14 protein-coding genes and 1 pseudogene are annotated in these 14,273 nt (G+C 70.0%); 9 read left to right on the forward strand and 6 right to left on the reverse strand.

Going from position 1 to position 14,273, the window contains the following annotated elements:
- The 8 genes and pseudogenes from FPZ47_RS22795 to FPZ47_RS22830 form a co-directional block, all read left to right on the forward strand.
- A pseudogene (locus FPZ47_RS22795) lies at positions 1-274 on the forward strand (hypothetical protein); the annotation flags it as partial.
- A 48-nt stretch (positions 275-322) separates the two neighbouring features.
- Positions 323-1,726, forward strand: a complete 1,404-nt coding sequence (locus FPZ47_RS22800; protein WP_144956692.1) for a DDE-type integrase/transposase/recombinase — start codon at positions 323-325, stop codon at positions 1,724-1,726.
- Positions 1,723-2,535: an ExeA family protein gene (locus tag FPZ47_RS22805; RefSeq protein ID WP_144956689.1), complete on the forward strand. Its 813-nt coding sequence runs from the start codon at positions 1,723-1,725 to the stop codon at positions 2,533-2,535. Before FPZ47_RS22800 ends, FPZ47_RS22805 begins: the two co-directional genes overlap by 4 nt.
- A gap of 102 nt (positions 2,536-2,637) precedes the next feature.
- Entirely contained in the window at positions 2,638-3,060 is a 423-nt protein-coding gene (gene tnpA / locus FPZ47_RS22810) for an IS200/IS605 family transposase (protein ID WP_425461841.1), read from the forward strand.
- A 212-nt stretch (positions 3,061-3,272) separates the two neighbouring features.
- Positions 3,273-3,548, forward strand: coding sequence for a type II toxin-antitoxin system Phd/YefM family antitoxin (locus FPZ47_RS22815; protein ID WP_144956683.1), 276 nt, complete (start codon positions 3,273-3,275; stop codon positions 3,546-3,548).
- Positions 3,545-3,802 carry a Txe/YoeB family addiction module toxin gene (locus FPZ47_RS22820; RefSeq protein ID WP_144956680.1) on the forward strand — a complete coding sequence of 86 codons (258 nt, stop codon included), beginning with the start codon at positions 3,545-3,547 and terminating at the stop codon, positions 3,800-3,802. Before FPZ47_RS22815 ends, FPZ47_RS22820 begins: the two co-directional genes overlap by 4 nt.
- Positions 3,803-3,983: 181 nt before the next feature.
- On the forward strand, positions 3,984-4,211 hold the full coding sequence (locus tag FPZ47_RS22825; RefSeq protein ID WP_144956677.1) for a ribbon-helix-helix protein, CopG family: 228 nt from the start codon (positions 3,984-3,986) through the stop codon (positions 4,209-4,211).
- Positions 4,208-4,510, forward strand: coding sequence for a toxin (locus FPZ47_RS22830; RefSeq protein ID WP_144956674.1), 303 nt, complete (start codon positions 4,208-4,210; stop codon positions 4,508-4,510). The genes FPZ47_RS22825 and FPZ47_RS22830 overlap by 4 nt, the downstream gene beginning before the upstream one ends.
- Before the next feature lie 44 nt (positions 4,511-4,554).
- On the opposite strand, the gene lipL is transcribed toward FPZ47_RS22830, so the two are convergent.
- From lipL to mutA, 5 genes are all read right to left on the reverse strand, one after another.
- Positions 4,555-5,841 (reverse strand): esterase/beta-lactamase LipL, encoded by a 1,287-nt coding sequence (gene lipL, locus FPZ47_RS22835; RefSeq protein WP_144956671.1) that lies wholly within the window; start codon positions 5,839-5,841, stop codon positions 4,555-4,557.
- A 156-nt stretch (positions 5,842-5,997) separates the two neighbouring features.
- Positions 5,998-7,032 (reverse strand): patatin-like phospholipase family protein, encoded by a 1,035-nt coding sequence (locus tag FPZ47_RS22840; protein WP_246133605.1) that lies wholly within the window; start codon positions 7,030-7,032, stop codon positions 5,998-6,000.
- Between the two features lie 38 nt (positions 7,033-7,070).
- Entirely contained in the window at positions 7,071-8,042 is a 972-nt protein-coding gene (gene meaB / locus FPZ47_RS22845; RefSeq protein WP_145039611.1) for a methylmalonyl Co-A mutase-associated GTPase MeaB, read from the reverse strand.
- Between the two features lie 79 nt (positions 8,043-8,121).
- Complete coding sequence (scpA, locus tag FPZ47_RS22850) at positions 8,122-10,377, reverse strand: methylmalonyl-CoA mutase (RefSeq protein WP_144956578.1); 2,256 nt, start codon at positions 10,375-10,377, stop codon at positions 8,122-8,124.
- A gap of 5 nt (positions 10,378-10,382) precedes the next feature.
- Positions 10,383-12,242 (reverse strand): methylmalonyl-CoA mutase small subunit, encoded by a 1,860-nt coding sequence (mutA, locus tag FPZ47_RS22855; protein ID WP_144956581.1) that lies wholly within the window; start codon positions 12,240-12,242, stop codon positions 10,383-10,385.
- Positions 12,243-12,408: 166 nt separating this feature from the next.
- Between mutA and FPZ47_RS22860 the strand changes: the two genes are divergently transcribed.
- Positions 12,409-13,155, forward strand: coding sequence for a TVP38/TMEM64 family protein (locus tag FPZ47_RS22860; protein ID WP_144956583.1), 747 nt, complete (start codon positions 12,409-12,411; stop codon positions 13,153-13,155).
- On the opposite strand, the gene FPZ47_RS22865 is transcribed toward FPZ47_RS22860, so the two are convergent.
- The coding region (locus FPZ47_RS22865) for a HAMP domain-containing sensor histidine kinase (RefSeq protein WP_145039608.1) at positions 13,133-14,273 on the reverse strand (1,141 nt) is incomplete at its 5' end. The genes FPZ47_RS22860 and FPZ47_RS22865 overlap by 23 nt on opposite strands.

Genomic DNA, 14,273 nt, shown 5'->3' on the forward strand with positions numbered 1-14,273 from the left:
GCGGGCCTTGGCGGTGCGTTCGACATTCACGGTGTGGTTGCGTGCGGTGGATGCCGATCCGGTGATGCCTGAGCCGGCCGGCGGGGTGTTCGCTGACGCGGTGAGGGCGATTGCCGCGGTCGCGACCGCGGTCGCGCACCGGTTTGTGCTGCCCGAGGTGTCGCTGAGCGAGGTTGCGGTCGCTGTCTCCGGCGGCAAGTTGTTGACTCCCGGCTGGCCCGAGGGGCGGGTGCAACACGAGTCGACCCTGCCGCCAAGGCCGATACGGCCGTAATCCTGTGCGCTGTTGTGTTTTCCACCAACAGCAAAGGGAGGACCGCCGATGGTTGGCGATGATGAGGCGAAGGTGCGGGCCGAGCGGGCCCGGGCGATCGGATTGTTCCGATACCAGTTGATCCGGGAGGCCGCTGACGCGGCGCATTCCACCAAACAGCGGGGAAAGCTGGTGCGCGAGCTGGCCGGCCGTGAGCACACCGACCCGTTTGGGCGCAAGGTGCGCATCTCGCGGCAGACCATCGACCGGTGGATTCGGGACTGGCGTGCCGGCGGGTTCGACGCGCTGGTGCCCAACCCGCGCCAGTGCACGCCGCGCACTCCGGCCGAGGTGCTGGAGTTGGCGGTGGCGCTGCGCCGGGAAAACCCGCAGCGCACCGCCGCGGCGATCCGCCGAATCCTGCGCACCCAGTTGGGCTGGGCGCCCGATGAGCGCACCCTGCAACGCAACTTCCACCGGCTCGGCTTGATCACCGCCGCAGCCGCGGGGTCGTCGTCGGTGTTTGGCCGGTTCGAGGCCGAACACCCCAACGATCTGTGGACCGGCGATGCACTCCACGGCCTGGCGATCGCGGCCCGCAAAACCTATTTGTTCGCGTTCTTAGATGACCATTCCCGGCTGCTGCCCGGCTACCGGTGGGGCTATGCCGAAGACACGGTCCGGCTGGCGGCCGCGCTGCGCCCGGCGCTGGCCTCCCGCGGCGTCCCCAAGGCCGTATATGTGGATAACGGATCGGCTTATATCGACACATGGTTGTTGCGGGCGTGCGCGAAACTCGCTGTACGCCTTGTTCATTCGACACCATATCGGCCAGAAGGGAGGGGGAAGATAGAGAGGTTTTTCAGGACCGTGCGTGAGCAGTTCCTGGTCGAGATCACCGGCGAACCCGACACTGTCGGACGCCATTATGTCGCCGACCTCGCCGAGCTGAACCGGCTGTTCGCGGCCTGGGTGGAAACCGTCTACCACCGCAGCGTGCATTCCGAGACCGGTCAGAGTCCGCTGGCCCGCTGGTGCGCGGGTGGCCCGGTGCCGCTGCCGGCGCCCGAGACGCTCGCCGAGGCGTTTTTGTGGGAGGAGCACCGCCGCGTGACCAAGACCGCGACCGTCTCGCTGCACGGCAACAGCTACGAGGTCGACCCGGCCCTGGTCGGGCGCAAGGTGGAGTTGGTGTTCGACCCGTTCGATTTGACGCGAATCGAGGTCCGTTTGGCCGGCGCGCCGATGGGGCTGGCCATCCCGCACCACATCGGGCGGCACTCGCACCCGAAGGCCAAACCCGAAACCCCTTCCACTCCAACAAAACCCACTGGTATCGACTACGCCCAGCTGATCGAGACCGCCCACGCCGCCGAACTGGCCCGCGGCGTCAACTACGCCGCCCTCACCGGGGCAGACCAGATCCCCGGCCAACTCGACCTACTCACCGGACAAGAGGCCCAACCCCGATGATGGACAACCTGATCTCCTACTACGGCTTTTCGCGCACACCATTCGGCCGCGACCTGGCGCCGGGCATGCTGCACCGCCACAGCGCCCACAACGAGGCGGTCGCCCGCATCGGCTGGTGCATCGCTGATCGCCGCATCGGTGTGATCACCGGCGAGGTCGGCGCCGGCAAAACCGTCGCGGTGCGCGCCGCGCTGGCCGCCCTCGACCGAAGCCGCCACACCGTCATCTACCTGCCCGACCCCACCGTCGGGGTGCGCGGTATCCACCACCGCATCGTTGCCTCCCTCGGAGGTCAACCCCTGACCCATCACGCCACCCTGGCCCCCCAGGCCGCCGACGCACTCGCCGCCGAACAGGCCGAACGCGGACGCACCCCGGTCGTGGTCATCGAGGAATCCCACCTCCTCGGCCACGACCAACTCGAGGCCATCCGCCTGCTCACCAACCATGACCTGGACTCATCGAGCCCGTTCGCCTGCCTGCTCGTCGGGCAACCAACGCTGCGGCGGCGGATGAAACTGGGCGTGCTCGCCGCCCTCGACCAACGCATCGGGCTGCGCTACACGATGCCGCCCATGACCGACACCGAGACCGGCAGCTACCTACGCCACCACCTCGCGCTCGCCGGCCGCGACGACACCCTGTTCTCCGATGACGCCGTCGCCCTAATCCACCAGACCAGCCGCGGCTACCCCCGAGCGGTCAACAACCTGGCGCTGCAAGCCCTTGTCGCCGCCTTCGCCGCCGACAAGGCCATCGTCGACGAATCCTCCACCCGCACCGCCATCGCCGAAGTCACGGCAGACTGAACACCACACCGACACCCCGAACACCACCGACCCCGCCGGACCCCTACCGGCGGGGTCATTTCACACCCGCACATCCTCACCGCCAACGCCGCCATCGTGCTCATCCTCAGTGCCGGTCAACAGACCTGGCGCCGCAACCGGCACAGCGTGTCGCTGCTGCACGCCCATTTGGTATTCGTGACCAAATACAGGCGAAAACTGTTCACCGATCCGATGCTCACCTTCACCGAAACCACGATGCGCTCCGTGTGCGCCGAGTTGGCTGTCGAGCTGGTCGAGTTCAACGGCGAATCCGACCACGTGCACCTGCTGGTCGCCTACCCGCCCACCTTGGCGATCTCCACACTGGCGCACCGACTCAAACGCCGCACCGCCTACGCGGTCCGTCGCGAATTCACCGGCGCCTGTGTCCGCGCCCGCATGCGCGGACACCTGTGGTCGCCGTCCTACTTCGCCGTCTCCTGCGGAGGCGCACCCCTGTCGATCATCAAGCAATACATCGACGGCCAAACCCGACCACTCTAAGCGCCGGGCTGCGCCCGGCGACAAACGGGATGGGCTCACCCCGCCATAAATGGCGAGGCTTGCGCCCAAGATGTCGGTCACTCCCGCGCAACACGCCACGTGCATGCAGAGACGTAAACAGGCCTGTTAGCATGCCGAACTCTCGGCGTCCGTACCATGTTGCTGTACCGGTCAGGTACGGCTGTCATGTACCGCTTGGTGAAGGGATCGCGATGAGCATCAGCGCAAGCGACGCCAGGCGGCGCCTGTTCCCCCTGCTCGAGCAAGTCAACACCGATCACGAGCCGGTACGCATCACCTCCAAGAGCGGAGATGCGGTGCTCATGTCCGCCGACGACTACGACTCGTGGCAGGAAACCGTCTACCTGCTGCGTTCGCCGGAAAACGCCAGGCGGCTGATGGAAGCCGTCGCCCGCGACAAGGCCGGGCAGTCCGCCGTCGCCAAATCCGTCGACGAGCTGCGGGAGATGGCCGGCGGCCAGGGGTGAGAAGCATCCGCTTCGACCCCGATGCCTGGCAGGACTTTCTCTTCTGGCTGGCATCGGACCGCAAGACCGCCCGGCGGATCACCCGCCTGATCGCAGAGATCCAACGCGATCCGTTCAACGGGATCGGCAAGCCCGAGCCCCTAAAAGGCGAGCTGTCAGGCTACTGGTCCCGCCGCATCGACGACGAGCATCGGCTGGTCTATCGAGCCGACGACGACGAAGTCAGGATCCTGAAGGCCCGATACCACTACTGACCTCGTATGACTGCAAGCCCGTCCGCAGCCGGTTGTGCACCAGAGCGACCACGATCCCGCCGGCCGGGGTCGTCCACGCCGACCCTTCCGGCTCGAAGGGCAGCCAGTTCGATGGGCAGCGCCGACCGCAACGGCCAGAGCCTGGTACGACGATCATCGTACTTTGAGTAGGATAATCGGTATGGCGAAGAACAAGGTTTCGGTGACGATCGACCAGGCTGTGCTCGCGGCGGCCGATGCGGACGCCCGGGCGGCCGGGCTGAATCGTTCCGAGATGATCGAACGGGCCCTGCGCAGCGAGCATCTCCGAATCTCGCTCGAGAACTACACCACGCACACCGTGCCAACGCTGGATATCGACGCCTACGCGCAGACGGTTTATCAGGCGAACCGGGCCACCGGCCTGTGATCACCCCCGGCGACATCACGCCACGCCGCGACACCGACCGCGAACTCTACGTAGTCGTGCTGTCCAACGCGATTCACCTCGCAGCCGCCACCGGCCGGATCATCACCTGCCCCTTCATTCCCGGTGAAATCCCCAGTGGCACAATGGCTATGATCGTCACGGTGCAGCAACCCAAGGGAGTTGTCCTGCCGGAGCTCGTTCAGTGGCTTCCGCGTGCGGCCCTCGACGAACCCGTCGGCAACGTCGGCGGCGCAGCACTTGCCGACACGACCGCAACCCTCACCGCACTCGTTTCCTGACAACTCGATTCACGCGACGGCCGCTGCAGGCGGGTGCTCGTCGATCAGCCGACGGCGAATCCCGGCTGCGCGCAGGGCGCGCCGAAATCGCTCACCGGCCGGAAACCGTGCTTGCGGGCCCTGGCGGCGGCCTGGCGCATCAGCGCGTAGATCCCGACGAACGCGGCGTGATCGGTCATCACCAACGGCGTCAGCAGCCGGTTGTGCACCAGAGCGAACGCGATCCCGTCGGCGGGGTTGGTCCAGCCGACCGAACCGCCCAGCCCGACGTGGCCGAAGCCAGGCATGATGTTGCCGATGGGCAGGCTGTGGTAGCCGAGGTGGAAAGCCAACGGCACGAACAGGTTTCGGTCCGGCCACAGGCTCTTCCGCCCGGTCAGGCCCGCGACGAGTTCATGCGAGAGGAACCGGGTGCCGTCGATCTCGCCGCCGTTGGCGATCGCGCCGTACATGCGCGCCAGGCCGCGGGCGGTCGCCACGCCGTTGGCCGCGGGCATCTCGGCGTCCAGCATCGCGTTCTCCCCCTTGACCGCATCCATGACGCCCGGGAAGTACATCGAGCGGTAGGCGCCGGACATCTCGTTGGCGACCTTGCGCAGCACGAAATTCGCCACCGGATTGCCGACCATGTTCTGCGGCATGACGATCTCGGCCACCCGCGTCGGCGCTCCGGCCGGCGGCCGGCCCAGGTGCAGCCCGTCGGTGCCCAGCGGCGCGGCGAGCTCCTCGCGGATCAGCGCACGCATGCCCTTCCCGGTCACCGCCCGGCCCAGCCCCGACATCAGCCAGCCGAATGTCAGCGCGTGATACGCCGGCTTGCCCAGCAGGCGCCCCGGCGGCGCCGCGGCCAGCCGCTCCTCCATCGCGATGTGGTCGAACAGGTCATCCCGCGTGGCGCCGCGCAGACCCGACAGGCCGGCGGCGTGCCTCATCATGTCGCGCACCGTCAGGTACGCCTTGCCGTTGGCCCCGAACGCCGGCCAGTACTCGGCCACCGGCGCCTCGTAGTCGATCAGCCCCCGGTCGGCGAGCCGGTGGATGACCGTGGCGGCCATCCCCTTGGTCGCCGAGAACACCATCGGGGCGGTGTCCGCCGACCACGGCGAGTGCCCGCCCCGGTCGGACCAGCCCGTCCATACGTCCACCACCGGTTGACCGTCGAGGTACACCGCCAGGGCACCGCCGCCGAACCGGCGCGCCGGGAACATGCTGGCGAAACTGCGAACGACGCAATTGAAATGTGAGTCCGCCGCGCCGGACACCCGATGACCTGCGTCAGGGTCATCGAGGTGGGAGACCTCGTGGCGATCGACTCGTGTTTCCACCGTCACAATGTGAAATTTACTTGGATTTCACACCGGTGCGGTGCGAAATATAGATTATTTACCTATCCGTTAGCCACGCTGCCCGAGATGGTTTGCCGGCCGGCGAGCGCGCGGCAGGGGCGCGGGCGCCGGAGTTGACCTGGCGGGTTCTGTCGCGTCGTTTCACTCGCGCGGCGACGTGTCGGGCCACCGGAACCGATCGCGGTATTCCGACCAATCCCACGTGGACAGGAACGCCTGCGCCGCCTCGTAGCCCCGGTCGAAAAGCTGTTCGAGACGGTGCCGGGATGCACTGAAGTCGAGCACGCCGACGTCGGTCGATTCGACCAGGATGGCGCGGGAACGGACCCACGGCTGGTTCAGCTGCGTCTGGTCATGACCGACCAGCATGGTGGTGAGCAGGCTCTCCAAAAGCGACGTCTGTTCGAAAAACCGGAGTGGCCTCAGGGAGGGCATCACCTCGCCGATACCCTCGGCGATCCTGGGTACCACCGTGATCCCGAACGTGGGCCGGCGGGGCGCCTTGCCATCCCAACGGTCAAAGGTGTCGATCGGAAAGTTCGACAGCACGCCGCCGTCGACCAGGGTGGATGGCCGCCCGGTGGCGCTGACCAAGGTGACCGGGCGGTAGAAGAAGGGAATCGCCATCGAAGCGCGCACCGCGTCCGCAACGGATTGTTCCTCGGCGTCCAGCCCATAGAGCCGCCGGTAGTCCCACGGCAATCGCACCAGCTGCGCCGCCGTCACGTCCGCGACGGTGACCACCAGCCTGCTGCGCCGCCCCTCGGGCAGGTGGTCTTCATCGAATTTCAGATCACCGAACGTCTCGACGCCCAGGTTCTTCAGCTCACTGCGAACCCACTCGTGGGCGAAGTCGCCGCGGTACATGCTCGTTTCCCGAAGCAGCCCCCACGCCGCACCGATGAGAGGAACGGGCGGCGGGTCACGCCATTTGCTCAGCGGCACCGACAGCGCCAGCTCCTTGATCTCCTGGCTCGTCAGTTGGTTGTCCTTGGAGGCGGCCGCCAGGACCGCCGCGACAACCGAGCCACCCGAGACGCCTGACACCCTCGTGAACGAATATCCGGCATCCATCAGCGCGACGACGGCACCCACCAGACCGATGAACTTGACACCCCCGCCGGACAGAACGACGTCCGCATATTTCGGCTCGTTCATCTCGTTGTCGTCTGCCATAGCCGCCTTTCTATCGTGATGCGCGAGCCTGGTCCGAGTTACCGCGCCGCGGCTGCCAGGATCTGCTGGGCCGCCAGCGCCGGAGTCAGCTCCCCCGCCTTGACCCGGCGCTCGACGTCGGCCCGGATCTTGCGCACCGCCGGGTTGGACAGCACCCGGTCCAGCACCGTGTCGCGCACCATCTGCCAGGTCCAGTCGACCTGTTGAGCGCGCCGGCGCGCGTCGAACTCGCCGGCCTCGACAAGCACGCGGCGGTGCCGCTCGACGGTGTCCCACAGCTCGGCCAGGCCGGTGCCCTCGATGGCGCTCGTCGTGAGAACCGGTGGCCGCCAAAGCGTTTCGTGCGGATGGATCAACCGGATCGCCGCGGAGAGTTCCCGGGCGGCCGACCGCGCCTCGGCCAGGTGCTCCCCGTCGGCCTTGTTGACGACCACGATGTCGGCCAGTTCCAGGGCGCCCTTCTTGATGCCCTGCAGCGAGTCGCCGCTGCGGGCCAGCGTCAGCAGCACGAAGGTGTCCACCATGTTGGCGACGGCCACCTCCGACTGGCCGACACCGACCGTCTCGCACAGGATCACGTCGAACCCGGCCGCCTCCAGCAGCACGATGGTTTCCCGCGTCGCCTTTGCCACACCCCCCAACGTGCCCGACGTCGGGGACGGCCGGACGTAGGCCTCCTCGTGCACCGCCAGCCGCGCCATCCGGGTCTTGTCGCCCAGGATCGAGCCGCCGGTGCGCGTCGACGACGGGTCGACGGCCAGCACCCCCACCCGGTGGCCCCGCCCGATCAGGTGCATGCCCAGCGCCTCGATGGTGGTGGACTTGCCCGCCCCCGGCACGCCGGTGATGCCCACCCGGTGGGCGCCGCCGGAGTCCGGCATCAGCTCCAGCAGCAGCTGCTGGGCCCGCTCGTGATGGTCGGGGCGGGTGGACTCCAGCAGCGTGATGGCCCGCGCCAGCGCCGCGCGGTCGCCGTCGCGGATGGCGGCGGCCAGTTCCTCGACCGTCATCGTCCCGGCCTCGCGAAAGTGCACGTGCCGACCCATTTCCCGAGTAGCGGCGTCGGTAGGTGCACTCTGGCGCCCAGACTCATGAGTCCAGGTCATATCCCAGCCGCTCGGCCAGCTTGTGCAGCAGGCCGATGGCGGCGTCGGCGATCACGGTGCCGGGCGGGAAGATGGCGGCGGCGCCGGCGGCATACAGCTCGTCGAAGTCGCCCGGCGGGATGACCCCGCCGACCACGATCATGATGTCGGGCCGGCCCACCTGCACCAGCGCGTCGCGCAGCGCCGGCACCAGCGTCAGGTGGCCCGCGGCCAGCGAGGACACCCCGATGACGTGCACGTCGTTGTCGGCGCCCTGGCGGGCCACCTCCTCGGGCGTGGAGAACAGCGAGCCGACGTCGACGTCGAACCCGATGTCGGCGAACGCCGTTGCGATCACCTTCTGGCCGCGGTCGTGGCCGTCCTGGCCCATCTTGGCCACCAGGATCCGGGGCCGGCGGCCGTCGGCCTCGGCGAACTTCTCGACCAATTCGGTGGCGGTGGCGATGTTGGTGGCCTTTCCGGCTTCGTCACGGTAGACCCCGGCGATGGTACGGATCTCCGCCTGGTGCCGGCCGTAGACCTTCTCCAGCGCATCGGAGATCTCCCCGACGGTGGCCTTGGCCCGGGCCGCGTTGATGGACAGCGCCAGCAGGTTGTTGCCCAGCCCGTCAGGACCGGCCCGACCGGTGGCCGCCGCGGCGCGCGTCAGCTCGGCCAGGGCGGCGTCGACCGCCGACTGGTCCCGGGTGGCCCGCAGCTCGCGAAGTTTGGCCAGCTGCTCGGCGCGCACCCGGCTGTTCTCGACCTTGAGGACCTCGATCTCGGTGTCCTCGTCGACCTGGTACTTGTTGACCCCGATCACCGGCTGCTGGCCGGAGTCGATGCGGGCCTGGGTGCGCGCGGCGGCCTCCTCGATGCGCATCTTGGGGATGCCCTCGCCGATGGCCTGGGCCATACCGCCGTACCCGGCGATCTCGGTCAGGTGCGCGCGGGCCCGCTGCGCGAGCCGGTGGGTCAGCCACTCCACGTAATACGAGCCGCCCCACGGGTCGATCGGGCGGGTGGTGCCCGACTCCTGCTGCAACACCAGCTGGGTGTTGCGCGCGATCCGCGCCGAGAAGTCCGTCGGCAGGGCCAGCGCCTCGTCCAGGGCGTTGGTGTGCAACGACTGGGTGTGGCCCTGCGTGGCGGCCATCGCCTCGATGCAGGTGCGCGCGACGTTGTTGAACGCGTCCTGGGCGGTCAGCGACCAGCCCGAGGTCTGCGAATGGGTGCGCAGCGACAGCGATTTCGGGTTCTTGGCGCCGAACCCGGCGACCAGCTCGCTCCACAGCAGCCGACCCGCCCGCAGCTTGGCGACCTCCATGAAGAAGTTCATCCCGATGCCCCAGAAGAAGGACAGCCGCGGCGCGAACTTGTCGATGTCCAGCTCGGCGTCCAGGCCGGCCCTGAGGTAGTCGACGCCGTCGGCCAGCGTGTAGGCCAGCTCCAGATCGGCTGTGGCCCCGGCTTCTTGGATGTGGTAGCCGGAGATCGAGATGGAGTTGAACTTCGGCATCTTGGCGCTGGTGTAGGCGAAGATGTCGGAGATGATGCGCATCGACGGCTTGGGCGGGTAGATGTAGGTGTTGCGCACCATGAACTCTTTGAGGATGTCGTTCTGGATGGTGCCGGCCAGCTTCTCCGGCGGCACCCCCTGCTCCTCGGCGGCCACCACGTACAGCGCCAGGATCGGCAGCACGGCGCCGTTCATCGTCATCGACACCGATACCGCCGACAGGTCGATCCCGTCGAACAGCTGCCGCATGTCCAGGATGGAATCGATTGCCACCCCGGCCATTCCGACGTCGCCCTGCACGCGCGGATGGTCGGAGTCATAGCCGCGGTGGGTGGCCAGGTCGAAGGCCACCGACAGGCCCTTCTGGCCGGCGGCCAGGTTGCGCCGGTAGAACGCGTTGGAGTCCGCGGCGGTGGAGAACCCGGCGTACTGGCGAATCGTCCACGGCTGGTTGACATACATCGTCGGGTAGGGCCCGCGGATGAAGGGCGGCTCGCCGGGGAAGCTGTGCAGCGGATACCCGTCGGCCGCCGCGGCGGCCCGGTCGGCGGCGACGTACACCGGCTTGACGTCGATGCCCTCCGGCGTCTGCCAAATCAGCTGCTCGGGGGTGTACCCGTGCGCGGCCGCGGCCGCGGCCACCCGTTGCGCCACGACCGCCTCGGTGGGCGGCGGCGCGGCGCGGTCGCCGTGCAGCGGGACGTCGGCAAAACTGCCGATCACCGAGGTGCTTGCGGTCATCGCGGCTACGCCCCCAATCGGGTGAGCAGATTCGACAGGGCTTGCACCGCATCGATTTTCGCGGTCAGGTATTCGTCGGGCCGGTGCCCGGCATCGCCGATCGCCTGCTCGGGACCGGCCAGGTACACCCGCGACACGCCGGCGCCGCGGGCCGCCTCCACGATCCCCGCGGCCTCGTCCCCGTAGCGCTTGTCGCTGCCGCAGAGGACCACCGCCGCCGGGGAGCCCGCACCCGACACGGCCGCGGCGACACCGGCGGCGTCGACGGTTCCCGGGTTGACCACCTCGATGCCGCCCGAGGCCAGCAGGTTGGTGGCGAACGTCGCGCGGGTGTTGTGCTCGGCCAGCGGGCCCAGCGGCAGCAGCAGCGCCTGCGGCCGGGCGCCGGTGCGGGCCAGGAAGGCATCCGAGCGGTCCCGCAGCGCTTCGAACGCGGCGGCGTAGCGCGCCACCGTCGGCACTGAATCCTGTTGCGGCAGAGCTGGTTCAGCCAGGTTCGGGAACTCGTTGACACCGGTGATCGCGGTGCGGCGGTGCGCGATGTCGTCGGCGCGGCGCGCGGCCACGCCCGCGATCTGCCCGGCGAGGTGCTCGCGGGCGTCTTCGAACCCGCCGCGGGACTCGATCACCTGGAAATGCTGCCAGGCGTACCGGGCCAGCTCGTCGGTGAGTTCCTCGACGAACCACGAGCCGCCGGCCGGATCCAGCACGCGGCCGACGTGGGACTCCTCCAGCAGCAGCAGCTGGGTGTTGCGCGCGATGCGCCGCGCGAACCCGGCCGACACACCCGGTAAGCCACCCGGGATCGCCACGTCGAACGGGTGCACCAGCACCGTGTCGGCGCCGCCGACGCCCGCGGCGAACGCGGCCACCGTGGCGCGCAGCATGTTCACCCACGGGTCGCGCTGGGTCATCATGGGCAGCGAGGTCTCGGCGTGCAGCACCGCCGCGCCGCCGTCGGCGTCACCGGCGACCTCGGCGACCCGCGCCCAGAGCCGGCGGGCGGCCCGCAGCTTGGCGATCGTCATGAACTGGTCGTCGTCGGCGGCCAGGCGAAAACTGATCTGGCGCAGCGCGTCCCCGACGGAGATTCCCGAGGCGACGAGGATCCGCAGGTAGGCCACCGCGGCGGCCAGCGCGCCGGCCAGCTCCCACGCCGCGCTGGCGCCCAGATTGTGGAAGGCCGGCCCGTCGACGGTGATCGCCCGCACGCCGCGGCGCCCGGCGACCCGGGCCGCGACCGCGACCACCTGCTCGACCGTGCAGGAGGCGCGGCCGCCCAGCGACGCGCCCAGCGGGTCGGCACCCAGGTCCACCGACGGCGTCGCACCGGGTTCCAGCCGGTCCACCAGCGCCAGCACCGCGTCGCAGGCGCCCGGGTAGTCGGCGCCGGCATCGAGGATCACCGGCGCCAGGTCCAGGTGCACGCCGGCGAGCAACCCGCCCAGCTGCGCGGGAGCCACACCGGACTCCCCCACCCGGATCAGCAGCGCGCTGACCCCGTCGGTCAGCGCGGCCAGCACCGCCGCGTTGCCGCCGTCGGCGCCTGCGCCCGGTCCGGGGAACGCCTCGGCGACCTTCCAGCCGGCGTTGACGTCGCGCGTCGCGTCGCCGCCGCGCACGTAGGGGCACTCGCCCGGCAACGGCGGCTCGCCCAGCTCGTCGAGGGCCGTGTAGAGCGCCCGGACGGCAAACCCGTCGTAGGTGGGGGTGTCCAGGGAGCGCTCGGGCTCCGCGCCCAGCTCCCCGGGGTCACGGTGGGCGCTTTTGGCCAGCACGCCCGCGACCGCGGTGCGCCAGCGGGCCAGCGCGTCCGGACCGGCTGCTGGATCGGCAGGTACCTTCGTTGGTACGTCCACGGACACCGACTGCTCCTGTGATCGCAGGAAATGGCAATCTTCCCCACCCTGGGTCGCCACTTGCTAACCAGGCTAATTGATCGCGTGCGGCCCTTCGGCGGCGAGGTCGCCATCGCGAAACGCCAGACTCGGGCAGCGCGATATTCATCTGCTGCCCGTAGCCTGTGACAACGTGACGGCCCCCGCCACCGGCAAAGCCACCAGCGCCCTGCGCGGCCTCGGCTGCGCGCTGGGCGCGACCGCGCGCCAGCTGTCCCGCCCGCGCGCCGTGGCGATGGCGCTCGGCATCGGGATCGTCGTCGCGGTGGCGCTGCTGGTGCCGCTGCCGACCGCGGTGCAGGTGCACGACTGGGCGCGCACCGTGGGCCCGTGGTTCCCGCTGGCGTTCCTGGCGGCACACGTCGTCGCCACCGTGGTGCCGGTCCCCCGCACGGCGTTCACGCTGGCCGCCGGGCTGCTGTTCGGCCCGGTGCTGGGCGTGGCGATCGCCGTGTCCGCGAGCGCCGCCAGCGCGGTGATCGCCCTGCTGCTGGTGCGCGCGGCGGGATGGCAACTCAACCGCCTGGTGCGGCACCGTGCGGTCGACACGGTGGACAAGCGCCTGCGGGAGCGGGGTTGGCCGGCGGTGTTGTCGCTGCGGTTGATTCCCGTCGTGCCGTTCTCCGCGCTGAACTACGCGGCCGGCGCGTCGGCCGTGCGGGTGCTGCCGTTCGCGGTGGCCACCGTCGCCGGTCTGCTGCCCGGCACCGTCGCCGTGGTGGTCCTCGGCGACGCACTGGCCGGTCACCCGGACCCGCTGCTGTACCTGGTGTCGCTGTGCACGAGCGCCCTGGGGCTGGTGGGGCTGGTTTTCGAGGTCCACCACTACCGGCGTCAGCACCGCCGCAAGCCGGTGCTCAGCCCCCCACGGGCAGGCTGAGCAGGAACTGCGCGCCGCCCTCGTGCGGCAGACACACCAGGTCGCCGCCGTGGGCGCGGGCCAGCGCCCGGGCGATCGGCAGGCCCAGGCCGGCGCCGCCGTGATCGACGGCGCGGCCGGCATCCAGGCGCACCAGCCGCTCGAAGATGCGTTCGCGCTCGTCGTCGGGAACGCCGGGCCCGGTGTCGGTGACGCTCACCCGGGCGGCGCCGTCACTCACGGCGACGTCGAGGTGGATGGCGCCGCCGTCCGGGGTGTGCCGGCGCGCGTTGTCGAGCAGGTTGGCCACGATCTGCGCGAGCCGCGTCGAGTCCGCGGTGACGGCGAGCTCGCGCAGGCCGGTCCGGACGACGGTGATCTGCGGCGCCAGCAGCGTGGTCCGGTCCGCTTCGGCGTCCACGATGGTCGCCAGGTCGACGTGCTTGAGCTCCAACGGGATCCCGGCGTCGATGCGACTCAGATCCAGCATGTCGGCGACGAGTCGACCGGCGCGACGGGCATCCGACAGCAGCAGGCCGGCCCGGCGGTACTGCCCGAGCGCGGCGGCGTCCTCCCGGTGCCGGCCGGCGGCGCCGGCGATCTGTTCGGCCGCCGCCTGCATGCCGGCGATCGGGGTGCGCAACTCGTGGGCGGCGTCGGCGAGGAATCGCCGGGTTGCCGCCTCGGCGCGCTGGGCCGCTGCGGCGGCCTGCCGGGCCTGCCGCTCGGATTCCTCCAACGCGTCGAGCATCCGGTCGAAGGCGCCCGCGGCGCGGCCCAATTCGGTGCCGGCGCGGTCCGGATGCAGGCGACGGCCCCGGTCGCCGGTCGTGATGTCGTTGGCCAGCGCGGTGAGCCGGTCCAACGGCCGCAACGCCGCGCGACTGACCACGGCCAGCAGCAGCGCCGCCAACAGCAGGGTGGCGACGCCGGCCCCGGTCATCAGCTCCCGCAGCTGACGGGTCACCTGCGTGGTCTGCGTCGTGTCGGCGACCAGGACGAGCCGGGCGCCGCCGGGCAGGGGGCGGGGGGCGCATTTTGTAGCGGTGGGCGCTTCGGCGCCGCGCGGGGGGGGGGGGCGGGGGGGGGGGCGCGGGGGGGGGGGCGGGGGGGGCGGGCCGCGCGGGGGATGGGGCTGG

This window comes from Mycobacterium helveticum (assembly GCF_007714205.1).
Taxonomy (GTDB): domain Bacteria; phylum Actinomycetota; class Actinomycetes; order Mycobacteriales; family Mycobacteriaceae; genus Mycobacterium; species Mycobacterium helveticum.

What these genes read in the sequence shown, in the direction of transcription:
- FPZ47_RS22815 (WP_144956683.1), top strand. Translation starts at nt 3,273, where the DNA reads ATGAGCATCAGCGCAAGCGACGCCAGGCGGCGCCTGTTCCCCCTGCTC.
- FPZ47_RS22800 (WP_144956692.1), top strand. Translation starts at nt 323, where the DNA reads ATGGTTGGCGATGATGAGGCGAAGGTGCGGGCCGAGCGGGCCCGGGCG.
- FPZ47_RS22840 (WP_246133605.1), bottom strand. Translation starts at nt 7,032, where the DNA reads ATGGCAGACGACAACGAGATGAACGAGCCGAAATATGCGGACGTCGTT.
- FPZ47_RS22805 (WP_144956689.1), top strand. Translation starts at nt 1,723, where the DNA reads ATGATGGACAACCTGATCTCCTACTACGGCTTTTCGCGCACACCATTC.
- FPZ47_RS22825 (WP_144956677.1), top strand. Translation starts at nt 3,984, where the DNA reads ATGGCGAAGAACAAGGTTTCGGTGACGATCGACCAGGCTGTGCTCGCG.
- scpA (WP_144956578.1), bottom strand. Translation starts at nt 10,377, where the DNA reads ATGACCGCAAGCACCTCGGTGATCGGCAGTTTTGCCGACGTCCCGCTG.
- meaB (WP_145039611.1), bottom strand. Translation starts at nt 8,042, where the DNA reads ATGACGGTCGAGGAACTGGCCGCCGCCATCCGCGACGGCGACCGCGCG.